This window comes from Micromonospora sp. DT63 (genome assembly GCF_049841615.1).
Lineage (GTDB): Bacteria > Actinomycetota > Actinomycetes > Mycobacteriales > Micromonosporaceae > Micromonospora.
Genome location: NZ_JBNCKQ010000009.1, coordinates 163,149 through 189,643, shown reverse-complemented (window position 1 = coordinate 189,643; position 26,495 = coordinate 163,149). Strand labels below are relative to the sequence as shown.

Sequence of the window (26,495 nt, the reverse complement as noted above, 5' to 3'; positions counted from 1 at the left end):
CTCCGCCATCCGGGCGGCCCGCGTCAGTCGAGCTTGTCGCGCAGCTTGTCGACCTGCGTCTGGAGGCGGTTCACCGCGTTCTCGTTGTTGACGAAGGTGGTGATGCCCGCGGCGAGGCCGAGGCCGATCAGCACCGCCAGGATGCTCAGCACCAGCCCGCCGATCGACACCCCGCGGCCGGTCACCCCGGGTCGTTGCGCCATCTTGAGCCCGACGATGCCGAGGATGATTCCGATGATGCCGAGCACCAGCCCCAACCAGGCGAGGATGGCGGTCAACACGCTGAACAGGCCGGCGACGCCGAAGACCAGCGCGAAGGTGGCGGCCGCGCTGGTCTTCGCGCTGGCATCCCCCCGGTGGCTCCGAGACCCGGCCGGTACGCCGGCGCCCCGCGCCGGCTCGCTTGCGGCAGTCATGCGACTCCCCCTTCGTACGCGCGGCTCGCGTACTTCCGGTGCGCCGCCTTCCCGCTGCTCAGGCGGTTATGCAGCCGGGCCACTGTCGGTCGGGTGCCCTACCCTGACGCAGCCACCCCCGGGGAAGGGAGTCCGATGACCAGGGACCGCACCGCGTCCGAGGCGCTCGGCCTGCGGATGACGAGCCTGCTGCTGCGACCGCACCCGAGCATCCGGCCCGGCACCGTCGCCGACGTGGTCGAGTGGTTCGGCGCGATGCAGGCGCAGGATGTGGCGAGCGGGATGTGGTCGCTGGGTGTCCGGTTGCCGGGGTGGACCAGAGCCGACGTGCAGGCGGCGCTGGAGCGCCGTGAAGCTCTCCGCACGTGGCCGATGCGGGGCACCGTGCACCTCGTTCCCCCCGCCGACACCCGCTGGATGCTGGAGCTGACCGGCGTCCGCTCGCTGGCCGGCGCGGCGACCCGGCGAACACAACTCGGGCTCACCGAGGCCGACGCGGGCCGGGCGTTGGACGTGCTCGGCGCGGCGCTGGTCGGCGGACGCCGGCTCACGCGGGCGGAGTGCCTGGCGGCCCTCGGGCGGCGGGCCTGTCGACGGACGGCCAACGTGGCTACCACCTGCTCTGGTACGCGAGCGTGCGCGGGGTGACCTGCGTGGCGCCGAACGTCGGCGTCGACCAGACCTTCGCCCTGCTCGACGAGTGGGCGCCGGAGCAGCGCCACCTGGATCGGGACGAGGCGTTGGCCGTGCTCGCCCACCGCTACGTCCGGGGGCACGGGCCGGTCACGGCCCGCGAGTTCGCCGGCTGGAGCGGCCTCACCCTGACCGACGCGCGGCGCGGTTTGGCAGCCGCCGGCGAACTGCTGAGCACCGTGGTCGTCGACGGCGAGCCGATGCACGTGGACGCGGCGCTGTGCGACACGGCGTCGGCCGGTGCGCGCGCGCCGCAGGATGACGTGCTGGCGCTGCCCGGCTTCGACGAGTACCTGCTCGGCTACCGGGACCGCACGCTGATGCTCGACCCCGCGCACCAGCCGGCCGTGGTGCCCGGCAACAACGGCGTCTTCCAGGCGACGGTGGTCCGCGCCGGCCGGGTGGTGGGCGTCTGGAAGCGTACGCTCGGCCGGGCCGCCGTCACGGTGGCGATCCGGCCGCTGACGGCGCTGGACGCCGGCGAGCGAGCGCGGGTGGAGCAGGCGCTGGGACGGTACGCGGACTACCTCGGGCTGCCCGCCCGCTATGACTGGTCGGCCTGAGGGCTGCTCGGCTCGGACCGGCGCGGGGCGGACGATCGGGGACGCGCTGCGGTGAGCAGGTCGACGACGCGCGTCACCTGCGGGTCGTCGCGGATCTGCGCCACGGTCGCCGGCAGCGGCAGGCGCCAGTTCGGGTACTCGTCGACAGTGCCCGGCATGTTGGGCTGGCGCACCTCGCCCAGCACGTCGTAGAGGGAGACGCCGAGCAGCCGGGTGGGGCTGGCCGCGAGCGCGGCGTGCATCGCCACCACCACGTCGTCGTCGGTTGAGGCCGGCTGGCCGCCGGGCGTCGCCTCCGGGTCGGCCGGCTCGGGCAGCAGCGCCTCGTCGCGCAGCATCGCCAGCAGCCGTTCGCGGTCGGCGGCGGCCCGGGCCCGCTCGACCGTCACGTCGGTGCCGAGCAACTTCAACTCGTCGCGGACCCGGACGTGCTCGCCGGTCAAGAAGCCCGCAGCGGTGGGCAGGTCGTGGGTGGAGATGCTGGCCAGCGCGTTACGCGGCCACCGGGCCGGCGGGACGAAGGTGCCGTCGTCGTCCCGGGCGAACCACAGCACCGTCGAACCGAGCATGTTGCGCCCCCGCAGCCCCCGGGTCACGGCGGGTTGGACCGTGCCGAGATCCTCGCCGACCACCACCGCGCCGGCCCGGTGGGCCTCCAGCGCGAGGATGCCGAGCATCGCCTCGGCGTCGTACCGGACGTAGGTGCCCTCGGCGGCGCTGGCGCCCGGCGGCACCCACCACAGCCGCCACAGCCCCGCGACGTGGTCGACCCGCAGGCCGCCCGCGTGCCGCAGGGTCCGCCGCAGCATGTCCCGGTACGCCGCGTACCCGGTTTCGGCGAGCCGGTCCGGCCGCCAGGCGGCGAGGCCCCAGTCCTGGCCGAGCTGGTTGAAGTCGTCAGGTGGGGCGCCGACCCGCACCCCCTGGGCGAGGACGTCGGCGAGCTGCCAGCCGTCCGCGCCGCCCGGGTCGATGCCGACGGCCAGGTCGTGCACCACGCCGACCGGCATCCCGGCCGCGCGGGCCGCCGCGGTGACGGCGTCGAGCTGCTCGTCACACAGGTGTTGCAGCCAGGCGTGGAAGGCCACCCGGTCGGCCAGCTGCCGACGCTGCTCGGCGACCGCCGGGGCGTCCGGGTGGTGCAGCTCCGCCGGCCAGGCACGCCAGTCGTTGCCGTGCCGCTCCGCCAGCGCGCACCAGGTGGCGAAGCTGGCCAGCGCCGGGTCCGCGGCCAGGTCGACCGGCCGGGCGTACGGGTGCAGCAGCTCCAGGGCGTGCCGCTTGGCGGTCCACACCTCGTCGTAGTCGATCAGGTCGCCGCGGTCGGGGCGCAGCGCGTCCACCACCGCCCGGGTGGCCGGGTCTGCCGCAGCGTACGCGGCGGTGTCACTCACGCGCAGGTAGAGCGGGTTGACGAAGCGCCGGCTGGCCGGCGAGTACGGCGAGGCGGCCACCGGATGCGCTGGCCCCACCGCGTGCAGCGGGTTGAGCAGCACCAGCCCCGCGCCCGTGGCACCGGCCCAACCGGTGAACTCGGCCAGGTCGCCGAGGTCGCCCATGCCCCAGGAGCGTTCCGAGGTGAGCGCGTACAGCTGGAGCATCCAACCCCAGGTGCGCGGCGGCACGGGCAGCCGGCGGGGCACCACCACGAGCGTCACCTCGCGGCCGGCACAGCCCAACCGGTGCCAGCCCAGCGGCAGGTCTCCCGGCAACTCGCCGTCGACGTCGCGGCGACCGCCGTCCTCCAGGGTCACCACGCCCGGGCCGGGCAGCGCCCGGGTCGTGCCGTGGGTCAGCACCACGGTCGGCGGCAACGCGGTCGGATCGACCGCGCGGGCGGCGGCGAGGGCGTCGGCAACGGCGGCCGGGCTGGTCGCGTCCACGCCGAGCAGGCCGAGCACGCCCACGACGGTCTCCGGTGCGACCTCGACGCGGCGGTGCCGCCAGTCCTCGTACCAGGTGGACACGCCGTGCGCCTTGGCCAGCGCGGTCAGTCGTCGGTCCATCCCGCCCCCCGCCTCACGATGCGACCTGCGACCACCTTGCCACGCCCACCCACGCGGTGCAGCACAAGGCGTGCCCCCGCCCCGCCGATCTTGCGCTTACTGTCGCGACACAGTCGACAACAGAAACCGCAAGATCGGCGGGATGGGAGCGAGGGCCGTCAGTCGGCGAGGGCGCCGGCGGACCTGCCCTCGTGCAGGGTGAGGTTGCGGCCGTTGGTCGGGTCGAACAGGTGGATCTTCTCCAGGTTGAACCAGACCCGGCGGGACTGTCCCTCCGCGACCGGCGACTCGGCGGACAACCGGGTGACCAGGTTGCCACCGGTGCCGGCGAAGTCGCCCGCGCCCGCGTCGGCGGCCAACTCCTCCAGCTCGGCGGCGCTGGCCCGCTCCCCCTCGACAGTGAAGTAGACGTACTTGTCCGAGCCCATCGACTCGACGATCTCCACGGGCGCCTCGAACTCCAGGCCCCGGCGGCGGGTGTCCTCGTCGACCAGCTCGGCGTCCTCGAAGTGCTCGGGGCGTACGCCGAGGATCAGCTCGCGGGGCGCGTCGGCCGCCTCCAGCTCGCGGCGGACGCGGTCGCCGAGCGGCACCTCGCCCAGCGCGGTGTGCAGGCTGCCGTCCTGCACGGCGGCGTGCAGGAAGTTCATCGACGGGGAGCCGATGAAGCCGGCCACGAAGAGGTTGCGGGGGTGGTCGTACAGCTCCTGCGGAGGCCCGACCTGCTGGATCGCGCCACCGCGCATGATGACCACCCGGTCGCCGAGGGTCATCGCCTCGGTCTGGTCGTGAGTGACGTAGACGGTGGTGGTGCCGAGCTGCTTCTGCAACCGGGACACCACAGTGCGCATCTGCACGCGCAGCTTCGCGTCCAGGTTGGACAGCGGTTCGTCCATGAGGAACGCCTTGGGCTGGCGGACGATCGCCCGGCCCATCGCGACCCGCTGACGCTGACCGCCGGAGAGGTTGGCCGGCTTGCGGTCCAGCAGCGGCACCAGCTCCAGCACCTTGGCCGCCTCGTCGACCTTGGCGTTGATCGTCTCCTTGTCGAGCTTCGCCAGCCGCAGCGGGAACGCCATGTTCTCCCGCACGGTCATGTTCGGGTACAGCGCGTAGGACTGGAACACCATGGCGATGTCCCGGTCCCGGGGTGCCTTGTCGTTGACCCGCTGGCCGCCGATGCGCAGCTCGCCGGAGCTGATGTCCTCCAGGCCGGCGATCATGTTGAGGGTGGTGGACTTGCCGCAGCCCGAGGGACCGACCAGGATCACGAACTCGCCGTCGGCGATCTCCAGGTCGACGTCCTGCACGGCGACGGTCCCGTCCGGGAAACTCTTGCTCACCTTGTCGAGCACGATGTCAGCCATGACTACTCACCTATCCCTTGACTGCGCCGGAGGTCAGGCCGGACACGATGCGGCGCTGGAAGAAGAGGACGAACAGGATGATCGGTACGGTGATCACCACGGCGGCGGCGCAGATCGCCCCGGTGGGGTCCTCGAACTGCGACGCGCCGGTGAAGAACGACAGCGCGGCCGGCACCGTGCGGGACCGCTCGGTGGAGGTCAGCGAGATGGCGAACAGGAAGTCGTTCCAGCAGAAGATGAAGACCAGGATCGCCGTGGTGAACAGGCCGGGTGCGGCCAGCGGCGCGATCACCCGCCGGAACGCCTGCGCCTGGGTGGCGCCGTCCATCTTCGCCGCCTTCTCCAGGTCCCACGGGATCTGCTTGAAGAACGCCGACAGCGTGTAGATCGCCAGCGGCAGCGCGAAGGTGATGTACGGCAGGATCAGCCCCGGCCAGGTGTCGAAGATCTTGAGCTGACGCTCGATCTCGAACAGGGGTGACACGAGGGACACCTGCGGGAACATCGCGATCAGCAGGGAGACCCCGACCAGCAACCCCTTGCCGGGAAAGTCCAGCCGGCTGATCGCGTACGCGGCCATAGCGCCGAGCACCACCGCGATGAGCGTGGCGATCAGGGCGATGCCGATCGAGTTGATCAGCGCGCGGACGAACTGGTCGGTGTCGAAGATCGTCCGGTAGTTGTCCAGCGTCCACTCCCGGGGGATGAAGTTCCCGTCGGTGAGGGTGGCCGGCGTCTTGAACGACAGCGACGCGATCCACAGCACCGGGACCAGCGCGAAGACGACCACGAGGACGTCGAGCAGACCCCAGCGCACCTTGGCTCGGGTGGTGGTTTCGACAGCCATGTCAGCGCCTCTCGGAGTCGTCGCTGCCGGGGGCAGCGGTGCCGAACAGCTTCACGAAGACGAAGGCGATGATGGCCACCGTGATGAAGATGAGCACCGACATCGTCGAGCCGATGCCGAGGTTGAGACCCCGGATCAGGTTGTTGTAGGCGAGCATCGACACCGACGAGGTCTCGTTGCCTCCGGCGGTCAACACGAAGATGTTGTCGAAGACCCGGAACGCGTCCAGGGTGCGGAACAGCAGCGCGACCAGGATCGCCGGCTTCATCACCGGCAGCATCACCTTGGTGAACTTCTGCCAGGAGGTCGCCCCGTCGGTGGAGGCGGCCTTGAGCAGGTCCTCCGGCACCAGCGCCAGCCCCGCCATCAGCAGCAGCGCCATGAATGGCGTGGTCTTCCAGATCTCCGCCAGCATGATGATCGCCAGCGAGCTGGCCCGCTCGGTGAGCGGCGCACCGTCGCTGAACAGGTCGGCCAGGTAGCCGGTGCCGGGCGTCCAGGCGTACCGCCAGGAGAACGCGGCGACCACCGTGACGATGCCGTACGGGATGAGCGCCGACGTGCGGACGAGGCCGCGCCCGACAAGCGTGCGGTGCATGATCAGCGCCAGCCCCATGCCGAGCACCAGCTCGACGGCCACGGTGACCACAGTGATCAGCGCGGTCACCCCGAACGCCGTCCACCAGAACTCGTTGGTGAGCACGGTGACGTAGTTCTCCAGCCCGATGAACTCGCGCTGGTCCGGAAAGCGCAGGTCATAGCGCTGCAACGACAGCCAGACCGAGTAGATGATCGGGTACGCGGTCACCGCCACCATCACCAGCGCGGCGGGCGCGCAGAGCAGCCAACCGAGCCGGCGTTCGGCCTTCTTGTTCTCACTCAGCGGCGGCTTGCGACGGCCGCCTCGCTGCGTGGGCACGGTGGTGGTGGATCGTTCTGCCTCGGCGCTCACCTGCGCGCCGGCCGGCGTGGCGTTGACACTCACGGCAGGACCCCCTTGGACTCCAGGGCGTCGGCGATGGCGCCGCGCAGCTCATCGGCCGTCTGTTGCGGACGGATCGCCGACGGCGGCGACAGGATCGCCGACATGACAGTTGAGATGCTCTGGTAGGCCGGGGTCAGCGGACGCGTCGCCGGGTCCTTCAGCTCTTCGAGGATGGTGTCCTTCATGGGGTACGCCTCGGTCATCTCCGGCTCGTCGAAGACCGCCTCGATGGTCGGTGGCACGCCGTCGTTGATGGCGGAGAACTTCTGGTGCTCGGGGCTGCGCAGACACCGGGCCGCCTCGAACGACTGCTCCGGGTGCCGGGAGTAGGAGCTGACCGCCAGGTTCACGCCGCCGATGGTGACCTTGCTGGGCGTGTTCTCGTCGATGCCGGGCACCCGCGCCCAGCCGACCTGCTTGGCCAGCTCCGGGTTGGCCTCCTGCAAGGCCGGGTAGACGAACGGCCAGTTCACCTGGAACGCGCCCGAGCCGGACTGGAACTCCAGCCGGACGGGGTCCTCGGTGGCGTTGCTGAACGACGGCGACGTCACGCCCGACGTGGCGAACTTCTTCAGCTGGTCCAGCGCCCGGACCGTGCCGTCGTCCATGACGGCCTTCTTGCCGTCGTCGGAGAGGACCTTTCCGCCGGCGCTCTCGGCCAGGGTGTTGTAGAGGACGACCAGGCCCTCGTACTGCGCGCCCATGGTGAGCACCTGGTACGGCTTGCCCTGCTCCTTGAGCTGCTTCGCGGCCGTGATCATCTGGTCCCAGGTGGTCGGCGGCTGCGGCACCAGGTCCTTGCGGTACCAGAGCAGTTGGACGTTGGTGTTCTTCGGCGCGGCGTAGAGCTTGTCCTCGTAGCGGGCGGTGTCCAGCGGCCCGGCGAGGGTGCCCTGCTCGACGTCGGACTTGTCCTGGCCGGTCCACTCGCGGATCCAGTCGGCGCTGGCGAACTCCTGGGTCCAGGTGACGTCCAGGCCGAGCACGTCCATCCCGGTGTCCTCGGCGGCCAGCCGGCGCACCATCTGCACCCGCTGGTCGTCGGCCTGGCGGGGCAGCACCCGGTAAACGATCTTGTATCGTCCCTGGGCCTGCGCGTTGCAGTCGTCGACCACCTTCTGCAGGTTCTGCTCCGGCGGGTAGTACAGGTTGATCGTCGGCGTACCGCCGCCACCGTCGTCGGCGCCGCACGCGGCCAGCGGCGCGACCAGCGCCAGCGCGGCGGCTGCGGCGCCGAGCCGGGCAGCCGGCCGACGCCGGTGTCGAGCCGTTTCGGGGTCCGTCATCGCCCTCCCCCTCTCTTCGGCGAGAAACCGGGGAGGGGCATCCGTGCCCCGGTGCACGGCGAGGCCATTGCGGGCCGATGAGCTGCGGAAATGCCCAGGCCCGGATGGTCCCAGCGGCTACACTGCCCCGCCTGCGAAGTCACGAAACCTGCCCGCAACGGGCAAGACGAGCACCCCGCAAGATCCGCACAACATCCCTGTCGTTGCTGCCGCAAGGCCGCCGGAGGCAGCAATATCACCGAAACTGCGCGGATCTTGCGCGCCCCGACCGGCAAGCGTCAGCCCCGGGCTCGCGCCCAGGAGAGGAAGCGCTCGGTCATCCGCGCCGGTGGGTGGTCGGGGTGGAGCTGGGTGAGATGGTGGGTCGCCTCGTTCATCAGGGCGCCGAGGTAGATCAGCAGACCCGTCCGGTCGGTCCGGTACTCCGTCAACAGGGTGAGCTTGGCCGGCTGGCAGGGCCACTCCCGGCCGCAGTTGCGGCACCGCCACAGCGGACGCATGGCGACATGTGGGGTGGGCGGGCGAACCACCATCACCACCACCGTGTCTCGTCGTGGTGGTCTGTCGGGCTCAGCACATCGGCCTCCTCGCGCATGGGGAAGGGGCCGCTCCCGCAAGGGGGGGGGGAACGGGAGCGACCCCAGGGGGCAGAGCCCGCCAGCGCCGTTGCGGCCACCAGCGAACCCGCCATTGGTGACAGTCTGCGATGACTCGACTACCTTCGATAGGCGCTCGCGCCATCCGCGCAGCTCATGGACTCAGGCGAGCGGTCGGGACCGACACGCCGATCCGGGTTGGGCAGAGATTGGGGAATTGATGGGGACCGTCACCGACTACGTGCTGGAGGAACTGCGGCTACTCCGGGCGGAGACAGGGCTCAGCCAGGACGACTTCGGCCGAGCCATCGGCTACTCGGGCTCGCACGTCAGCTCGGTCGAGACGGGCGGGCGACCGCCCACGAAGGAGTACACGCGGGCGGTCGACAACCACCACCGGACCGGCGAGCGCTTCCAGCGGATGCTGGAGCGGTTGGGCCGGCTCGACGCCGAACCGGCCTGGCTGCGCGAATGGATCGAGTTCGAGCGGGAGGCGACCACGCTGCGCTGGTTCGAGTTGGCGTACGTGCCCGGCCTGTTGCAGACCGAGCGGTACGCCCGCGCCACGCTGGCCGGCGGCCGGTTCGACGCCGAGGACGTCGACCGGATCGTCGCGTCCCGGCTGGAGCGGCAGGCGATCCTGCGACGCCCCCGCCCGCCGCAGCTCATCGCCGTGCTGGACGAAGCGGTGTTGCGCCGGCCGGTGCTCGACCAGCCGGGCCTCATGGTCGAGCAGTGCGAGCACCTGGTGGAGCTGGCGGCCCAGGAGCACATCCAGGTGCATGTCGTCCCGGTGGACGCGGGCATGTACCTGGGGTTGGCCGGTCAGTTCATCATCGCCGAGATGCCGGACGGCGAGCGGGTGGCGCACGCCGACAACCAGCTCATCGCGCAGTTCGTCGACGCGTCGACCGACGTCGCTAAGCTGGCGAAGACGTGGGAGATCGTCCGCAACGAGGCCCTCCCCCGCCGGCAGTCAATCGAGCTGATCAAGGAAGTGGCGAAGGCATGGACACCCTGACCCCGCAGTGGCGCAAGTCGACCAGGTCCGGCGGCAACGGCGGTTCCTGCGTCGAGGTCGCCGACAACCTGCCGCACGTCGTGCTGGTGCGCGACACCAAGGACCGCGACGGCGGGACCCTCCACGTCACCCGGAATGCCTGGAAGGCATTCATCGGTTACGCCACACAGCGCTGACCACCCGCTCTCCCGGGCCAGCACCCCGCAAGATCCGCACAACATCCCTGATATTGCTGCCTCAAGGCCGCCGGAGGCAGCAATATCACCGAAACTGTGCGGATCTTGCGGACCGCCGCGTACGACACGCCACGCACCGCCCCCCGCGACCGCGCCGGACCGGCCATGCTGGGACCGTGATCGCACGCTTCAAGGACCTCTGCCTGGACGCCGCCGACCCGCTCGCACTGGCGGGCTTCTGGGCGCGGGTGCTCGACGCCGACGTGGCCGACGCCGGTGACGGCGACACGCGGATCGATCCCCGCTCGGCACGCTCGGCCGCCGAGTCGATCTGGGTGAACCGGGTGCCCGAGCCCCGGACCGGCGCGACCCGCGTACACCTGGATCTGCGCCTGGCGGACGCGGACCCGGCGGCGCTGCTCGCGGCCGGCGCGCGGTCGGTGCGCGAGCCCGACGGCGACACCGACCGCCGGGTGCTGGCCGACCCGGAGGGCAACCAGTTCTGCGTGCTTCCCGCCAGCGACGGGGCCCGGCCGGGTCCGGTCGGGCTGGTGGTGGCCGCGGTCGACCCGGCCGCTCAGGCCACCTGGTGGGCCGGTGTGCTCGGCGGCAGGGTCGAGCATGGATCGAGCAACGCGTCGGTGGTCGGCGCGGCCGGGTTCGAATGGGAGCGCTGGGTGTTCAACGCGGCGCCCGGGCCCAAGGCCGTCAAGAACCGGATGCACTGGGACGTCGAGATGGTCAGCCCGGAGCCGACAGCTCTGCTCGACGCGGGCGCGACGCTGTTGCGCGAGCCGATCACCGAGGCGCGCTGGTGGGTGCTGGCCGACCCCGAGGGCAACGAGTTCTGCGCCTTTTCGCCACGCCCCACCGGGTGAACGACCGACTACCCAGCGCGGGCGGCTTCGACTAGCGTTTCCGTAGCGCCGCAGCCAGCGCGTTCGCCGCCGACGTCGACACGCCTCCGGCCGGCCCAGCCTGCCCGATCGGTTGGTTATCGCGGGAACGTCCCACCGCCACTGCACCGGTTCGGCAGGATCGTCCCAATGAGGGAGGTGCCGTCGTGCAGGACACCCGCGCTCTCGCCCTGACGTTCGAGGTGAGCGGCCTGCCACCGGTCAAGACCGAAGCGTTGTCCATCTTCGCCGCCGGGCATCGGCAGGCGACGAGGGTCCGCACCCTGCTCCAGGCCGCCCTCGGCGCGGCCCAGCGCACCGGCTGGACGCCGTTGCCCGGGCCGATCGAGGTGGACCTGGTTCTGCGCTGCCCGCCCGGGCACCGGACATCCGACGCCAGCACCCTGCTCGGCGGCGTCTGCGCGGTGCTCCAGGACAAGAAGCGGGTCTCCACCATCGGCCTGGCGCACCTCGGCGTCCTGGTGGACGTCGCCCTCTACGACGACGACCGGCAGATCCGCCGCCTGTCGTACCACGAGGAGCCGGCGGAGGACTTCTCGTACCAGGTGCGGGTCGCCGCCGTACCATCCGGCGTTTGACCGACGGCCGCGGTGGGGTATCGCGGACGCCGACGAAGGGAGCACCGATGTCGGAGCCACATGTCACGCTCGACCCGCGCGGGCTCGATCCGGTGCAGCAGAAGCTGCGCGGGCCGCTGGAGGACCAGCTGACCTCGGCTCTCCAGGCAGCCACCGACCGGGTTCGCGCCGGCTACGCCGGCGAGCCGGTCGAGCAGGTGTGCCAGCGGCTGTTGGACGAGACCCGCTCCGGGTTGCATCCCGACATCGCGGCCGGGTTCAACCCGGACATGGACGAGTTCTGCCGGGTGGCGATCTCGATCGTGCGCGGCGGGTCCGACGAGCCGGACGCCCACCACGGCGGCGACGGCCGGCACCGCGCCTGACGGGCCGGCACCGATCGGAGTGGCCGGGTCAGGACCGGGTCCGCAACTACCCGGTCCTGACCCTCGGCCGTCCGACGGGGAGCGGACAGGTCCGGCACCCACCGCGCGCGTGGGCGCGGCACGACGCCACGCGGCCCGGCGGGGAGGTTCCGGCCGCCCTGCACTCAGCTCCACGGTGCCCACCCGCCGGACACCCGTGCGCCCCCGGCACACCCCGAAAGGCCGTGAGCGCCGGCCCAGGTTAGGCGGATCCCGACGGGCCGGACAAGCGTTGCGGGACCGTCCGCGACGTGACTGATCTCAAGGGGAAAAAGCGGCATGTGCGCGTAACGCGACCCTGATCTTCGACGCTGTTCGGGTTCGACGGTCAGAAGTGCCGGAGCAGGTCACGGAAGGCGGCCAGCCGCAGGATGCCGTCGTCGGTCGGGTCCAGCTCGTCGTCCTCCAACACCCAGGTGTTCTCGTTCGGAATGAAGACCGCGTTCAGCCCGGCCGCCCGCGCCGGGAGGATGTCGGACTTCGGGGAGTTACCGATCATCCACGCGTCGGCCGGCTCGAACCCGTGCTCGCGGATGAGCCACCGGTAGGTGTCGACGTTCTTCTCGGCGACGATGTGCGCCGCCCCGAAGTGGTGCAGCAGCCCGCAGGCGTCCAGCTTGCGCTGCTGCTCCTCCCGCTCGCCCTTGGTCAGCAACAGCAGTTCGTGCCGGCCGGCCAACTCGTCGAGCGCCTCGGCGACACCGGGCATCAGCTCCACCCGGTGCTCCACCAGCGCCAGGGCCAGCCGGTCGATCTCCTGGCGCTCGGCATCGGTGGCCGGCCGTTCGCGCAGCCGCTCCAGGCACTCGGCGAGGCTCCGGAGGAAGACCTTGCTGCCGTACCCGTGCGCCACCGCGTTGGCCCGCTCGATGTCGTCGAGGATCGCCCGGGTCTGGGCCCGGTCCAGGGTGGGGTGGTCGAGCCAGGCCAGGAAGTCGTCGATCACCCGCTCGAAGACGACGTTGTTCTCCCACAACGTGTCGTCCGCGTCGAAGATCAGCACCTGTGCCCGTCGGCGGGCCTCCTGGTCCGCGGTCATGCCGCCCCCTCCTCGCGATCATGCTCGTGCGGACGCGAACTTTAGGGCATCCCGCCCTGGGCACCCAGCGAGTTTCCGCCCGCCGGTCACGGCCACCGCAGCAGCCGTTCCGCGATCATCGACTCCCGCTCCTCCTGCGCCTCGGGGCGCAGCCGGCCACCACGGGTGAGCATCACGAGGCCGTGCAGCAGGCTCCAGCCCACCTCGGCCAGGGTGTCCGGATCACGCCCCTGGGCCAGCGGTAGCAGGGCCGCCCGCAGCGCGGCGGACACGGCCCGGGGCGCCGCCGGCACACCGGCCGCGCCGAGCGCGAGGTCCGGGGTCAGCGCGAGCATCGCGTCGTAGACAGCCGGATTGGCGTACGCGAAGTCGAGGTACGCGCTCGCCATCACCGCCCAGGCCCGTTCCGGGTACGGGTTGTCGGCGTGCGCTGCGGTCAGCGTGGCGGCCAGATCGGCGAAGCCGTGCACCGCGACCGCGGCCAGCAGCGCCTCCTGGTCGGCGAAGTGGCGGTACAGGTCGCCGAGGTCCATCTCGGCCCGTTCGGCGACCCGACGGACGCTCAGGCCCACCCAGCCCTCGGCTTCGGCCAGCGCGCGTGCGGCGGCGACGATGAGCAGGCGTCGCTGGTGTTCGATGGCCTCCTCGGCAGGTACGGACACCGGCCGAGCGTAACGATCCGCACTGTCCGCATCCGCCTCGTGACAGATTGGTGACTGATCGCCTGCTCCGAGCCCCTTCGCTGCCGTATCCGGTGGTGGTTCGTTAGGTGGTCAGGTCACCGCGACGGGAGGGCACGTGGTCGTTCGACGGCGTCCGCCCACCGAGGCGGTCGGCGGGTGAGGGAAATCCCCGATGGCGGGCTGCTGCGCGGCGCGGGCACCCGGGAGCGGGCCACCTTCCTGGAGCTGTTCCTCGATCTCGTCTTCGTCTTCGCCCTCACCCGGATCTCCCTGCGGCTGATCGACGACTTCACCGACGGCGAGCGGGGCGCGTTCGCGGGCCTCGGTCAGGCGCTGGTGCTGTTCCTGGCGCTGTGGACGGTGTGGACGCTGACGGTCTGGTCGACCAGTTGGCTCGACCCGGAGGCGATGGTCGTCCAGACCGTCATCGTCATCACGATGGCGGGCGCGATGACGATGGCGGTCGCCGTGCCCGACGGATTCGGCGCGCGGGCCTCCCTGTTCGCCATCACGCTGGTGACCCTCCAGGTCGGACGGGTGGTGTACTTCCACATCGCCGGCCATGGCCGCCCCGATCCGCAGCAGTCGATCCGGATCATGTTCTGGTTCGGCCTGAGCGCGCCGTTCTGGATCGTCGGTGGGCTGGTGAACGACGGCGACGTCCGTGGTTGGCTCTGGGCGGTCGCCGTCCTGGTGGACTACACCGGGTCGTACCTCGGGTGGCCGACGCCGCGCCTGGGGGCGCAACGGCTCGGTGTCCAGGGCATCGCGGCCGAGCACCTGGCCGAGCGGTACCAGCAGTTCCTGCTCATCGCGCTCGGCGAGGCCATCTTCGTGATCGGGCTGGCGTTCAGCGGCAGCGGCTTCCACGCCGAGCAGACGGCCGCCTTCGTACTCGCGCTGGCGACGACGGTCCTGCTGTGGCGGATCTACTTCCACCTGGCCGGCGGGACGCTGGACGCCGCCGTCGGCAACTCCGGCGACCCCGCCCAACTCGCCACCGACATGGCGTTCGCCCACCTGGCGATGATCGCCGGGATCGTGCTGACCGGCGTGGGCATGGAGCTCTACATCACCGAGCCGTTCGGGCCCCTCCCGGCGACCTGGCTCATCCCCATCATCGGTGGTCCGGCGCTCTTCCTCGCCGGAAGGTCCGCCCTGGAATACCAGGTGTTCGCCCGGATCTCCCGCTCCCGGACAGCCGGCCTGCTCGCCCTGGCCCTGCTGGTGCCGGCGACCCTCCCCCTGCGACCGCTCACCGCCGGCACGGCCGCCACCCTGGTGCTGCTCGGCGTCGCCGGCGCGGACTCCCGGCACTCCCGGCACCGGCCCCGCGAGATGGCCAGGCCGCCGTTCTGACCCCGCCATCGATCAGCGGCGCAGCGCGGTCGCCTGCTGCACGTGCGACAGCTTCTCGGGACTGCGGACGGCGTACAGACCGCTGACGAGACCGTCGTCGACGCGCACCGTCGGGACGGTGTCGAGTGCGCCGCCGGACCGGACGATCAACGCCGGTCAGCCGTTGACCTCGGCCGGATGCAACGACAGCGCGGCGACCTCCACCTTGCGGAAGCCAGGAGACGGGCCACCCGGTCGGCGCCGACGACCGGCCGCAGCGCCGCCTGCTTGATGCCGCCGCCGTCGCCCAGCAGGACGACGTCGGGCGCCAGGACGTCGAGCAGGCCGCGCACGTCGCCCGACTCGACCGACCGCTGGAACGCCTGCAACGCACGTCGCGCCTCGGTCGCGGAGACCGGGCCGCGCGGTCGACGTGCGGCGACGTGCGCCCGTGCCCGGTGGGCGACTCGGCCCCGAGACCTCCGCCGGCTGACGTTCACGGGAACTCCACAACGCCTCGCTAGCCTGGCGCGATGACATCGCCGACCCCGCCGCGTCGACGCGCCCGATCGCTCCTCGTGGCCGGGTTCGGCGTCGTGGGCCTGCTGGCGTGCCTGTGGGGGCTGTGGTTCGCGTCGCTGCGGGCGTTCGGCGACGAGGGATCGTTGCCGCCGAAGTGGCGCATCCCGGACGTGCCCGCCGGGGCGACAGTCGTCGACGAGAGCGAGGAGTGCGCCTCCGGCGGGTGCTCGTGGCAGGTCACGGTGACGCCCGCGGCCGGCCAGTCTCCGGAGGATCTGGCCGAGCAGATGGGTCTCTCCGAGGACCGGACCGAGCCGCCGAAGTTGTTCGACCCCGGGTCCGTCTACGTGGTGGCACAACCCAGGAACGGCCAGTTGGTCATTCACGTCGGCTACGAGTAGGCCCTCGGGCCTCGACAGGTCCTGCGTCACCTCATGTGACGTGAAGCGCTTGAAGTTGGGGACGCTTCATGCATGGCAGCGACGAAGGCGGGCCCGAAGCGCCCCTCAGCATCCAGGAGATGGGAGACCGCCGGTGAGCGGTTCATCGGCGTCGGTGGCCCGGAGATCAGCTTCTTCGACATGGCGGCGATGCTCGCGCGGCACCTGCCCAGCCTGGCCGACCGGGTGCCGGCCCGGGAACTGAGCGACGAGGAGGTCCGGGAGGCCGCGAAGACCGAGCCGGCCCTGCGCGACGCCGCCCTACGCGGACAGATCCCGATGATCAGCAACGACAAGGCACGTCGGGTCCTCGGATGGCAGCCCCGCCCGGTGGCGACGACGATCACCGACACCGCCGACAACCTGATCAAGCACGGCCTCGTCACGCCCTGACCACCCGCACCTAGCGCCCGTCCCGCGCTCCGACGCACCCGCCGCCGCCCGGCCGCCCGGCATGATCGTGCTCGATCCAGGATGTAGTGGCCTCCCGCGCCGAGGACGCCACTACAACAAGGATCGAGCGCGATCATGACGGAGCCGGCCCGCAAGATCCGCACACTTTCGGTGATATTGCTGCCTCCGGCCGTCGTGATGCAGCAGCATCACTGAAGTTGCGCGGATCTTGCTGGCGCGGTGCGCGGCGCGGACCGGTGCGCAGGCGCGGTGCGCAGGCGCGGTGCGCAGGCGCGAGGCGCGAGGCGCGAGGCGGGGAGGCGGGGAGGCGGGGAGGCGGGGAGGCATCCAAGGGTCGGTCAGCGGCGCAGGGTGAGGATCAGGTCGGCGATCAGGGCCGTCCAGCCGGTCTGGTGCCAGGCGCCCAGGCCGGCGCCGTTGTCGCCGTGGAAGTACTCGGGGAAGGCGATCAGGTCCCGCCAGTCCGGGTGGGTCTGGAACATCTGGGCGGCGCCGTAGATCGGCCGTCGACCCCAGTCGTCCTGGGTGAAGAGCGAGATCAGCCGGGCGGACAGGTCGTCGGCGATCTCGTCCAGCGAGCGTTTCACCCCCGAGCGGGTCGGATACTCCACCTGGAGGTCGTCGCCGAAGAACGCCGCGTAGTCGCGCAGCGCGCTGATCAGCAGGAAGTTCGTCGGCATCCAGATCGGCCCGCGCCAGTTCGAGTTGCCGCCGAACAGGCCGCTGGTCGATTCGGCCGGTTCGTAGCCGACGGAGAACTCCTGCCCGCCGAGGGTGACGGAGAACGGCTTGTCCAGGTGCGCGCGGGACAGCGTCCGCAGGCCGAAGTCGGAGAGGAACTCGTCGGGGTCGAGCATCCGGGCGAGCAGTCGGACCACCTGCTCCTGGCCGACCATGGACAGCAGCCGCTGCTGGCGGCCGTCCGGGCCGAGCCGCCGGGTGCCGATCACCTGGGCGTACTCCGGGCGGTTGGTGAGGAACCAGCGCAGCCGGGCGCCCAGCTCCGGCAGGCGGTGCAGGGTCCTGGCGGTGAGGCGGGTGGTGGCGGCCAGCGGCAGCAGCCCGACCACCGAACGGACCTTCAACGGCACCTTCGTGCCGTCGGCGAGGCGCAGCACGTCGTAGAAGAAGGCGTCCTCGTCGTCCCACAGCCCCTGCTCGTACGCGGCGGCGGCGATGTAGAGGAAGTGTTCGAAGAACTTCGTGGCGGTGTCCACCCACGTGCGGTCGTGCTCGGCCAGCACGATGGCCATGTCGAGCAGGTTGAGGGCGTACATGGCCATCCAGCCGGTGCCGTCGGACTGTTCCAGCACGCCGGCCACCGGCAGCGCCGCCGAGCGGTCGAACGGCCCGACGTTGTCCAGCCCGAGGAAGCCGCCCTCGAAGACGTTGTTGCCGCCGGTGTCCTTGCGGTTGACCCACCAGGTGAAGTTGAGCAGCAGCTTGTGCAGGACCCGGCCCAGGAACTCGAAGTCCCGGCCGCCGTCGATCTCGAACACCTTGAGCGCCGCCCACGCGTGCACCGGCGGGTTCACGTCGCCGAACGCCCACTCGTACGCCGGGATCTGCCCGTTGGGGTGCAGGTACCACTCGCGCAGCAGCAGCAGGATCTGCTCCTTGGCGAAGCCCGGATCGACCCGGGCGATGCTCACGCAGTGAAAGGCCAGGTCCCACGCCGCGTACCACGGGTATTCCCAGGGGTCGGGCATGGAGATGACGTCGAAGCTGGTCATGTGCCACCAGGCGCTGTTGCGACCGTGCCGGCGCCCGGCCGGCGGGGGCGACGAGCCCGGGTCGCCGTCCAGCCAGCGCTTGACGTCGAAGTGGTAGAACTGCTTGCCCCACATGAGCCCGGCGATGGCCTGCCGCGCCACCAGCGCCTCGTCCGGGGTCGCGGCCTCCGGGATCACACCGGCGAAGAAGCGGTTCGCCTCGGCCCGCCGTGCCCACACCACTGCCTCGAATCCGTCACGGAGGTCGGCCGGGGGCGGCGGGGCGGCGGCCGGTGGCGACGCGGTACGGGTCAGCCGCAGCCGGATCTGCCGCTGGCCGCCGGCCGGCACGTCGAGCACGTAGTGCAACGCGCCCTTGGTGCCCTCGCGGGCCGGGTTGACCGTGGGGGCGCCGTTGACCACGTGGTCGTTGATGCCGTCCTTCGGGTACGGCGAGCGGCCGGGCAGCCCCCACAGCCGCTCGGCGTTGGTGTCGTTGTCGCAGAGCAGCGGCACCGGGCCGCCGTCGCCCTCCAGCAGCAGTTGGCCGAGCACCCGGTGCTCACCGACCAGCCGGGTGCCCTCGCCGGTGAGGCGCGGGATCCGGTCGCCGCCGGGCAGCCCCCACGCCCAGGTGTTGCGAAACCACAGGGTGGGCAGCACGTGCAGGGTCGCCGCCCGGTCGCCCCGGTTGGCCACGGTCACCACGATGCACAGGTCGGTCGGGGACGCCTTGGCGTAGTCGACGGTCACCGCCCAGTACCTGTCGTCGTCGAAGATCCCGGTGTCCACCAGCTCGTACTCGGTGTCGTCCCGGCCGCGCAGCGCGTTTACCGCGACGAGTTCGTCGTACGGGAAGGCGGCCTGCGGGTAGTGGTAGCGCCAGCGCATCCAGGAGTGGGTGGGCGTGGAGTCCTCGTACCACCAGTACTCCTTGGCGTCCTCGCCGTGGTTGCCGCCGTCGCCGCCGAGGCCGAACATCCGCTCCTTGAGGATCGGGTCCTTGCCGTTCCACAGCGCCAGGGCGAAGGCGAAGGTCTGTCGGTCGTCGCAGACGCCTGCCATCCCGTCTTCGTTCCAGCGGTAGGCTCTGGACCGCGCATGGTCGTGTGGGAAGTAGTCCCACGCCGTACCGTGCTCGCTGTAGTCCTCCCGTACCGTCCCCCACGCCCGTTCGGACAGATAGGGACCCCATGCACGCCAGTCCTGCTCCCCCGAGTCGGCCTGGGCGAGCCGGAGCCGCTCAGCGTCGGGTGGCGAGGCGTCGGAGGACGATCGGTCAGTGATCACGTGCACATCTTTGACGCCGCCGCGGTACTTCACCACAGCGGCCATTCTCGTCGTGGCGTGTTACACCTCGGCGGCGGTGGAGGAAAGTTGATCGACATTCACTTCGGTCCGCAGGTCTGCGGCGAGCTGACCAGCGCGTCCAGCCGGGAGTGGCTGGTGCCCGACGGCCTCGGCGGGTACGCGATGGGCACCGTCGGTGGGCTGCGGACCCGCCGCTACCACGGTCTGCTGGTGGTGCCGGGCGAAACTCCCGCGTCCCGTCAGGTGGGACTGGTCAGTCTCGACCCGGCGGTCACCCTGCCGTCCGGCGCCCGCGTCCGGCTCGGCGCCCACGAGTGGTCCTCCGGCGTCGTCGACCCGCGCGGCTTCGAGCTGCTGGAGCGCTTCGAGCTGGTCGACGGGCTGCCCCGGTGGCGGTGGCGGATCGGTGGGGTGGTGATCGAGCGGGAGCTGGCAATGCTGCCCGGCCGTTCCTGCGTGGCGGTCGTCCACCGGCTGGTCGCCGGCGGGCCGGTCCGGCTGGAGCTGTCGGCCGCGTGCACCTGGCGGGACGCGCACGGCGAGCGGCGGGCCGACGGCCCGACCCCGCAGGTCGAGGCGGTCGCCGACGGCGCGGTGGTCGAGGGCGCGTACCGGCTCGCCGGGCCCGGCTGGGCGCCGGAGGGGCAGTGGTGGCTGGGCGTGCACCACCGCGAGGAGGCCAACCGCGGACTGAACGCGGACGAGGACCTCTGGTACGCGGGACGCTTCGTCGGCGAGCTGGAACGCCCGGGCGACACGGTGTCGGTGCGGGCCTGGGCCGGTCGACTCGACGAGGAGCCGCCGCCGGCCGCCGAGATCGTGGCGACCGCCCGGCGACGCAACCGGCAGGTGGTGGCCGCGGCGCGGCCGGCCGACGAGGTGGACGCGACGCTCGCGCTGGCCGCCGACGCGTTCGTGATCCGTCCCGGCGGCACGGCTGTCGACGTGGTGGCCGGATACCCGTGGTTCGGCGCCTGGTCGCGGGACACGATGATCTCGTACGAGGGGTTGTTCCTCGGCACGGGCCGGGCCGCCGAGGGGCGCGAGCTGCTGCGGGCGTACGCGGCGACGCTGTCCGATGGGATGCTCGCCAACACTGCCGACACCGGTCGGGTGGAGTACAACACCGTCGACGGCACGCTGTGGTTCCTGCACGCGGTGAGCCGGCACGTGACGGTCACCGGCGACACCGATCTCGGCGACGAGCTGCTGCCGGCGCTGCGTGCCGTGATCGACGCGCACGTGGCCGGCACCCGCTACGGGATCGCCGTCGACCCGGCCGACGGGCTGCTCGCCCAGGGCGCCCCGGGCACCGCCCTGACCTGGATGGACGCTCGCGTGTACGGGGTGCCGGTCACCCCGCGTACGGGCAAGCCGGTCGAGGTCAACGCGCTGTGGATCAATGGGCTGGCCGGCCTCGCCGAGCTGACCGAGCTGGCCGGGCAGGACGCGGGCGAGCTGTGGCGGCGGCACGCCCAGGCGACCGCGTCGTTCCGGGACCGCTACCCGGCCCCGACCGGCTGGCTGCACGACGTGCTGGACGCGCCCGCGCCGGCGTACCCGCTGGGTGGGGCGGCCCTGCACGACGACGACGCCCTGCGCCCCAACCAGTTGCTGGCCTGGTCGTTGCCGTTCGCGCCGCTGGAGCCGGACGAGCCGACGCTGCGCCGGATCGCGACGGGGCTGCTCACCCCGCTCGGGCCCCGCAGCCTCGCCCCGGACTCGGCCGAGTTCGTGGGTCGACACCGGGGTGGCCCGGCCGAGCGGGACGGCGGCTACCACCAGGGCACGGTGTGGCCGTGGCTGATCGGGCCGTACGTGGACGCCTGCCGCCGGGGCAAGATGTCAGTCGATGACGTATTGATTGGTATTGAGTCCCATCTGACCGAATATGGGCTAGGCTCGGTAAGCGAGACGGCCGACGGCGTCGCGCCGCACTCCGCGACCGGCTGCCCGTTCCAGGCGTGGTCGGTGGCCGAGCTGCTGCGGGTGCGCCGAAAGGGCCAGTAGCGCTTTACACGACCGCAACGGCGGTGTCTCCGCTGGTTATCTCGGCCCCGGCAGGATTGGCCCCGATCCAGACGCGACGGCGACACCGACTCCGGTGTCGGTCGGCGCGCGCCCGGGGACAACTCAAAGGGGGCCGCATGTCACCCGACGCCCACGTGATCGACATCCACCCCGCCCGTCAGCTGCGGGTGCTGATGCTCTCCTGGGAGTACCCGCCGGTGCTCGTCGGCGGCCTCGGCCGCCACGTCCACGCCCTCTCCGTCGCCCTCGCCGCCGCCGGCCACGACGTCACAGTCGTCACCCGCCACGCCGACGGCGCACCCCTGGAGGAATACGCCGACGGCGTACGCATCCTGCGCGCCCCCGAAGACCCCGTCACCTTCCCCCTCGCCACCAGCTCCCTCCTGGCCTGGACCATGGCCTTCAACCACACCCTCACCCGCACCGCCCTACGCGCCACCCAGGCCGGCAGCTACGACGTCATCCACGCCCACGACTGGCTCGTCGCCCACACCGCGACCACCCTCGCCGAACACCTCGACCTCCCGCTGGTCACCACCATCCACGCCACCGAGGCGGGCCGGCACCAGGGCTGGCTGCCCGAGGAGATGAACCGCACCATCCACGGTGTCGAGCACTGGCTCAGCGGGTCCTCCACCCGGGTGATCGCCTGTTCGGGTTACATGCGCGACCAGGTGAGCGCGCTCTTCGACGTACCGACCGGGTTGGTCGACGTGGTGCCCAACGGAGTCGACGACCGGGCCTGGCGGGCCCGCCCGCGCGCGGTCGCCACGGCCCGTGCCCGGTTCGCCGCCGACGGCCCCCTGGTCGGGTACGCCGGACGCCTGGTCTACGAGAAGGGCGTGCAGCACCTCGTGCACGCGGTGCCCCGGCTGCGCGAGCGGCACCCCGGCCTGCGCGTGGTGATCGCCGGCGACGGCCCGTACCGCCCCGAGTTGGAGGCCGAGGCCCGCCGCCTGGCGCTCGGCTCGACAGTCCGCTTCACGGGCTTCCTCGACGCCACCCAACTGCCGGCGGTGCTCGGCGCGACCGACGCGACAGTGGTCCCCAGCCTCTACGAGCCGTTCGGCATGGTGGCCCTCGAAGCGGCCGCGGCCGGAGCGCCGCTGGCGGTGGCCCGCACCGGCGGCCTCGCCGAGATCGTCGAGTCCGGCGTGACCGGCGTGACGTTCCCGCACAGCGACCCGGCGGCGCTCGCGGGCGCGGTCGACCAACTGCTCGGCGACGAGGTCTTCGCGCGAAGGGTGGCCCGACGGGCCCGCAGCATGGTCGGCGAGCGGTACGGCTGGGCCAGCATCGCCGCCCGCACCGCCGCCACCTACGCCACCGCCCGTCGCGAGCACGGCCCGCTCCAGGCTCGGCGGGCCGCCGCCCGACTGGCCGGTGGACGCGCCCGGATCGCCATCCCGGAGGGCAATCTGCTCGCCGCCACCGACCACGCCGCCTGCTGAAGGCGGGTCGGACGACCGATAGGTGACTTCCGATCCGCTGGTTAGGGTGTACCCCGGACAGCGGCTGAGGAGGAGCGTGCGCAGGTGCTGATCGCGGGTCGGTACCGGCTGCTCGACCTGGTGGGTCGTGGGGGCATGGGTCGGGTGTGGCGAGCCCGCGACGAGATGCTGCACCGCGAGGTCGCGGTCAAGGAGGTCGTACCGCCGAGTTGGCTGGCCGACCACGAGCGGGCCGAGCTGCGCTCGCGCACGCTGCGGGAGGCGCGCGCCGCGGCCCGGCTCAACCACCCCGCCGTGGTCCGGCTCTACGACGTCGTCCCGGTCGAGGGCAGCCCGTGGATCGTGATGGAGTACGTCCCGTCGCGCACCCTGCAGGACGTCATCGACGCCGAGGGGCCGCTGGAGCCGGCTCGCGCCGCCCAGATCGGCCTGGCCCTGCTCGGTGCGCTGGAGGCCGCGCACACGGCCGGCGTGCTGCACCGCGACGTCAAACCGCAGAACGTGCTCGTCGCCCACGACGGTCGGGTGATGCTCGCCGACTTCGGGCTGGCCACCTTCGACGGCGGGGACGGCGCGATGACCCGCCCAGGGATGGTGCTCGGCTCCCCGCAGTACGTCGCTCCGGAACGGGCCGCCGAGGGCGTGTCCACGGTGGCGGCCGACCTGTGGTCGCTCGGCGCCACCCTGCACGCCGCCGTGGAGGGCCGCTCCCCGTACGCCCGCAGCAACGCCATGGCCACCCTCAGCGCGCTGGCCGCCGGTCCACCCGACCCGGCCCCACACGCCGGACCGCTCGCGCCGGTGCTCGCCGGGCTGCTGCGCCGCGACCCGCGCGACCGCCTCGACCACGACGCGGCCCGCCGGCTGCTCACCGCCGCCGCGACCGGCCACCCCGGCCCGCCGGCGCGCACGCGGGAAGCCGCAGTCGACGCCGCGACCCACTCCCCGCCGGCGACCAGTTCCCCGACCTCGAACGGTTCCTCGGCCTCGGCGGCGTCCGCTGCGGGGGAACCGGCCGACCAGGACGTCACCATCCCGCTGCCCGAGCCCGACCCGGCAGCCACCAGCAGCGGCGAACCGGGAGTCCGGGCCGCGGCGGACGAGACAACCCCCGCCCCTTCGACGCCCGAGCGATCGGGCGGACGACCGGCCGGACCACTGGCCGGGCGGCCCAGGGTGCGACGGGCCGCGCTTGTCGTCGCCGCGCTGCTCGTGGCCGCCGCGGCCGGCGTGGGCACCGCTCTGGCCGTCGCCGGTGATGCCCCGACCGACACCGCCGGACGGTCCACCGAGCCGACGGCGGACCGTCCGAACGACGGCAGCGGCACGAACGAGGGCTCCGGCGACGGCCGGGGCGGCCCGTACGGCGGTGGTGGCCCCGGCCGGCCCGGCCCGCCGCCGAATGGCCGCGACGTGCCCCCGCCGCCGTTCCCCTGCGTCCATCCGGACGTCGCGGGGCCGCCGGTGTCGGTGGGGTCACCCGCGCCGGGCGAGCCGTTCCGGCCACCCACGGGCTGGGTCTGGCACGCCGACAGCACCGGCTTCCGCGTCTCCGTGCCGGCGAGCTGGCACTACTCCCGCGAAGGCCCGGTGGCCTGCTTCCAGGACCCGGCCACCGGTCGGGCGTTGAGCGTCGCGCCGGGCACGGCTGCCGACCCGCTGACCCGACTGCGCTCGACCCGCGACGACGCGGCCCGGATCGGGGCGCTGCCGAACTACGACGAGATCCGGCTCACCGCGGGCGGTGGCGGCGCCGAGTGGGAGTGCCGGTGGACGGCGCCGTACGGCGTCGTGCTGCACGCCCGGCAGGAGGTCCTCGCACCCGAGAGCTGGACCTTGGGTTGGATCACCGACGATCGGGACTGGACGGCTGCGGACGCGGACTGGAGGACAGTGCGAAAGAGTTTCCGACCACCCCGCTGACCTGCGCCGTATGGCCCTGCCGGGCCCTCCGTCCGGCGTGGATCGAGGCCGCTCAGCGGATGAGAAAAGTCGTCTTGGTGGCTATCGTGTAACTCGGGGTGACCGAGGGGGAGCGACCGTGCAGCAGTTGCTGATCGCGGGTCGGTACCGGCTGCTCGACCTGGTCGGCACCGGCGGGATGGGCCGGGTGTGGCTGGCCCGCGACGAGATGCTGCACCGGGACGTGGCGGTGAAGGAGGTCGTGCCGCCAGCCTGGCTGGCCGAGGCCGACCGCGCCGAACTACGACTGCGGACGCTGCGCGAGGCCCGCACGGCCGCCCGGCTCAACCACCCCAACGTCGTTCGGCTGTACGACGTGGTGCACCACGGCGAAAACCCGTGGATCGTGATGGAGTACGTGGCCTCCCGGTCGGTGCAGCAGATCATCAACACCGAGGGCCCGTTGAGTCCACAACGTACCGCCCGGATCGGGCTGGCGGTGCTCGCGGCGTTGCGGGCTGCGCACAGCGCCGGCGTGCTGCACCGCGACGTGAAGCCGCACAATGTGCTGGTCGCCGACGACGGGCGGGTGGTGCTCACCGACTTCGGGCTGGCGACGTTCGACGGCGGGGACGGTGCGATGACCGGCCCGGGCCTGGTGCTCGGCTCGCCGCAGTTCGTCGCGCCGGAACGGGCCCGCGAAGGCGTGTCGGATCCGCGTACCGACCTGTGGTCGTTGGGCGCGACGCTCTACGCCACGGTCGAGGGGCAGTCCCCGTACGCCAGGTCCAGCGCGATGGCGACGCTGAGCGCGCTGGCCACCGAACCGCCGGATCCGATGCGCCGGGCCGGCCCGCTGCGTCCGGTGATCACCGGCCTGCTGCAGCGCGACCCCTGGCGGCGGTTGACCGCGATCGAGGCCGAACAGCTGCTGCGCGCAGCGGCGGCCGACCACGACCGGCCGGCCGGGCCGGCTCCCTCCTCGGCGGTGGCGGCGGTCCGCAGCGCGGGCCGGTCCGCAGCGTCCACCCCGATCAGCCCGGCCGGTCCGTCGAACGACGCGGCCCCGCCGATCCGCCCGCCGACCCGTCCGCCGGCGGCCCGTCCGAACGGTCGACGAGGTCGGCTGATCGCGCTCAGCGGCGCGGCGACCGCCGCCGTCCTGCTCGTCGCCGGGGGTGTCACGGCAGCGCTGCTGCACCGCCAGGACGAGCGGACGCCGCCGTCCGGCGTCGGAGGTGGCGCGAGCGCCACCCGACCGGCCGCGTTCGCCTGCGCGGCCCCTCCGCCGCCGGCCGCCACCCCGGTGCCGTTGGTGTCGCCGCCCAGCGACGCGCGGTACGGGCTGCGCGACGGTTGGACCTGGCACGTCGACCCGGCCGGTTTCCGCATCGCGGCGCCGGTGGCCTGGGCACGCTGGACCGAAGGGGCGGTGACCTGCTTCCGCGAGCCCAGCGGGGCCCGGGTGCTCAGCGTCGAGGCGGGCCCGCCCCAGGCCGATCCGGTGGCGCACTGGACGGCCGAGGAGAAACGGCTCGTCGGCGGTGACGCGCTGCCGGGCTACCGCAAGCTGGACATCTCGGCGCTCGACGTCTTCGACGGCGGGGCCCTCTGGGAGTGCAGTTGGGAGAACGCGGCAGGCGAGCGGGTGCACAGCATCCGGCTGCTCGCCAACACCTCGGCCGGACGCGCCTACACCGTCTCGTGGTTGACAAAAGAGTTCGACTGGCAGGTCAACGCGGCATACTTCGTGATGATCCGGCAGAGCTTCACGCCCACCCTCTGACACTGTCCGTT

22 protein-coding genes and 1 pseudogene are annotated in these 26,495 nt (G+C 72.2%); 13 read left to right on the top strand and 10 right to left on the bottom strand.

Annotated features, from left to right (window positions below; genetic code table 11):
• Positions 1-23: 23 nt before the first annotated feature.
• A complete protein-coding gene (locus ACLQ27_RS28185; RefSeq protein ID WP_234589865.1) occupies positions 24-416 on the bottom strand; it encodes a hypothetical protein in 393 nt (130 codons plus the stop codon).
• A 135-nt stretch (positions 417-551) separates the two neighbouring features.
• On the opposite strand from ACLQ27_RS28185, the pseudogene ACLQ27_RS28180 reads away from it, so the two are divergent.
• Positions 552-1,672 (top strand): annotated as a pseudogene (locus ACLQ27_RS28180) (winged helix DNA-binding domain-containing protein).
• On the opposite strand, the gene malQ reads toward ACLQ27_RS28180, so the two are convergent.
• The 6 genes from malQ to ACLQ27_RS28150 all read right to left on the bottom strand — a co-directional run bounded on the left by malQ (position 1,654) and on the right by ACLQ27_RS28150 (position 8,696).
• On the bottom strand, positions 1,654-3,678 hold the full coding sequence (gene malQ, locus ACLQ27_RS28175) for a 4-alpha-glucanotransferase (protein WP_425869511.1): 2,025 nt from the start codon (positions 3,676-3,678) through the stop codon (positions 1,654-1,656). The pseudogene ACLQ27_RS28180 and the gene malQ overlap by 19 nt on opposite strands.
• A 158-nt stretch (positions 3,679-3,836) precedes the next feature.
• Complete coding sequence (locus tag ACLQ27_RS28170; protein WP_234589859.1) at positions 3,837-5,045, bottom strand: ABC transporter ATP-binding protein; 1,209 nt, start codon at positions 5,043-5,045, stop codon at positions 3,837-3,839.
• A 10-nt stretch (positions 5,046-5,055) separates the two neighbouring features.
• Positions 5,056-5,892 (bottom strand): carbohydrate ABC transporter permease, encoded by an 837-nt coding sequence (locus ACLQ27_RS28165; RefSeq protein ID WP_234589857.1) that lies wholly within the window; start codon positions 5,890-5,892, stop codon positions 5,056-5,058.
• A gap of 1 nt (position 5,893) precedes the next feature.
• A complete protein-coding gene (locus ACLQ27_RS28160; protein WP_425869509.1) occupies positions 5,894-6,877 on the bottom strand; it encodes a carbohydrate ABC transporter permease in 984 nt (327 codons plus the stop codon).
• A complete protein-coding gene (locus ACLQ27_RS28155) occupies positions 6,874-8,163 on the bottom strand; it encodes an ABC transporter substrate-binding protein (RefSeq protein ID WP_357493235.1) in 1,290 nt (429 codons plus the stop codon). The genes ACLQ27_RS28160 and ACLQ27_RS28155 overlap by 4 nt, the downstream gene beginning before the upstream one ends.
• Positions 8,164-8,441: 278 nt before the next feature.
• A complete protein-coding gene (locus tag ACLQ27_RS28150) occupies positions 8,442-8,696 on the bottom strand; it encodes a flavin reductase (protein ID WP_357493238.1) in 255 nt (84 codons plus the stop codon).
• Between the two features lie 283 nt (positions 8,697-8,979).
• Here ACLQ27_RS28150 and ACLQ27_RS28145 point away from each other — a divergent pair, with 283 nt between their 5' ends.
• The 5 genes from ACLQ27_RS28145 to ACLQ27_RS28125 all read left to right on the top strand — a co-directional run bounded on the left by ACLQ27_RS28145 (position 8,980) and on the right by ACLQ27_RS28125 (position 11,816).
• Positions 8,980-9,780 (top strand): helix-turn-helix domain-containing protein, encoded by an 801-nt coding sequence (locus tag ACLQ27_RS28145; protein WP_425869505.1) that lies wholly within the window; start codon positions 8,980-8,982, stop codon positions 9,778-9,780.
• On the top strand, positions 9,768-9,956 hold the full coding sequence (locus ACLQ27_RS28140) for a DUF397 domain-containing protein (RefSeq protein ID WP_357493243.1): 189 nt from the start codon (positions 9,768-9,770) through the stop codon (positions 9,954-9,956). Before ACLQ27_RS28145 ends, ACLQ27_RS28140 begins: the two co-directional genes overlap by 13 nt.
• Before the next feature lie 176 nt (positions 9,957-10,132).
• On the top strand, positions 10,133-10,834 hold the full coding sequence (locus ACLQ27_RS28135) for a VOC family protein (RefSeq protein ID WP_425869503.1): 702 nt from the start codon (positions 10,133-10,135) through the stop codon (positions 10,832-10,834).
• Between the two features lie 185 nt (positions 10,835-11,019).
• Positions 11,020-11,451, top strand: coding sequence for a hypothetical protein (locus ACLQ27_RS28130; RefSeq protein WP_234589839.1), 432 nt, complete (start codon positions 11,020-11,022; stop codon positions 11,449-11,451).
• A gap of 47 nt (positions 11,452-11,498) precedes the next feature.
• Complete coding sequence (locus tag ACLQ27_RS28125; RefSeq protein ID WP_234589836.1) at positions 11,499-11,816, top strand: hypothetical protein; 318 nt, start codon at positions 11,499-11,501, stop codon at positions 11,814-11,816.
• A 367-nt stretch (positions 11,817-12,183) separates the two neighbouring features.
• Here the strand turns inward: ACLQ27_RS28125 and ACLQ27_RS28120 are convergent, their stop codons facing one another.
• Both ACLQ27_RS28120 and ACLQ27_RS28115 read right to left on the bottom strand, forming a co-directional pair.
• Positions 12,184-12,894 (bottom strand): HAD family hydrolase, encoded by a 711-nt coding sequence (locus ACLQ27_RS28120; protein WP_357493249.1) that lies wholly within the window; start codon positions 12,892-12,894, stop codon positions 12,184-12,186.
• Between the two features lie 86 nt (positions 12,895-12,980).
• On the bottom strand, positions 12,981-13,556 hold the full coding sequence (locus ACLQ27_RS28115; RefSeq protein ID WP_357493251.1) for a TetR/AcrR family transcriptional regulator: 576 nt from the start codon (positions 13,554-13,556) through the stop codon (positions 12,981-12,983).
• Between the two features lie 177 nt (positions 13,557-13,733).
• Between ACLQ27_RS28115 and ACLQ27_RS28110 the strand changes: the two genes are divergently transcribed.
• The 3 genes from ACLQ27_RS28110 (at position 13,734) to ACLQ27_RS28100 (ending at position 16,270) form a co-directional block, all read left to right on the top strand.
• Positions 13,734-14,936 carry a low temperature requirement protein A gene (locus tag ACLQ27_RS28110; protein WP_425869500.1) on the top strand — a complete coding sequence of 401 codons (1,203 nt, stop codon included), beginning with the start codon at positions 13,734-13,736 and terminating at the stop codon, positions 14,934-14,936.
• A gap of 512 nt (positions 14,937-15,448) precedes the next feature.
• Positions 15,449-15,838 (top strand): hypothetical protein, encoded by a 390-nt coding sequence (locus tag ACLQ27_RS28105; protein WP_425869498.1) that lies wholly within the window; start codon positions 15,449-15,451, stop codon positions 15,836-15,838.
• A gap of 72 nt (positions 15,839-15,910) precedes the next feature.
• Entirely contained in the window at positions 15,911-16,270 is a 360-nt protein-coding gene (locus ACLQ27_RS28100) for a hypothetical protein (RefSeq protein WP_425869496.1), read from the top strand.
• A gap of 359 nt (positions 16,271-16,629) precedes the next feature.
• Here ACLQ27_RS28100 and ACLQ27_RS28095 read toward each other — a convergent pair whose 3' ends face one another.
• A complete protein-coding gene (locus tag ACLQ27_RS28095; RefSeq protein WP_425869494.1) occupies positions 16,630-19,338 on the bottom strand; it encodes an MGH1-like glycoside hydrolase domain-containing protein in 2,709 nt (902 codons plus the stop codon).
• A 42-nt stretch (positions 19,339-19,380) separates the two neighbouring features.
• Here ACLQ27_RS28095 and ACLQ27_RS28090 point away from each other — a divergent pair, with 42 nt between their 5' ends.
• From ACLQ27_RS28090 to ACLQ27_RS28075, 4 genes are all read left to right on the top strand, one after another.
• Complete coding sequence (locus ACLQ27_RS28090) at positions 19,381-21,324, top strand: amylo-alpha-1,6-glucosidase (RefSeq protein ID WP_357493266.1); 1,944 nt, start codon at positions 19,381-19,383, stop codon at positions 21,322-21,324.
• A gap of 137 nt (positions 21,325-21,461) precedes the next feature.
• Positions 21,462-22,796, top strand: coding sequence for a glycosyltransferase family 4 protein (locus ACLQ27_RS28085; protein ID WP_234591471.1), 1,335 nt, complete (start codon positions 21,462-21,464; stop codon positions 22,794-22,796).
• Positions 22,797-22,880: 84 nt separating this feature from the next.
• Positions 22,881-24,719: a protein kinase domain-containing protein gene (locus ACLQ27_RS28080; protein WP_425869491.1), complete on the top strand. Its 1,839-nt coding sequence runs from the start codon at positions 22,881-22,883 to the stop codon at positions 24,717-24,719.
• Positions 24,720-24,837: 118 nt separating this feature from the next.
• A complete protein-coding gene (locus ACLQ27_RS28075; protein ID WP_425869489.1) occupies positions 24,838-26,484 on the top strand; it encodes a serine/threonine-protein kinase in 1,647 nt (548 codons plus the stop codon).
• The last annotated feature ends 11 nt before the right edge of the window (positions 26,485-26,495 follow it).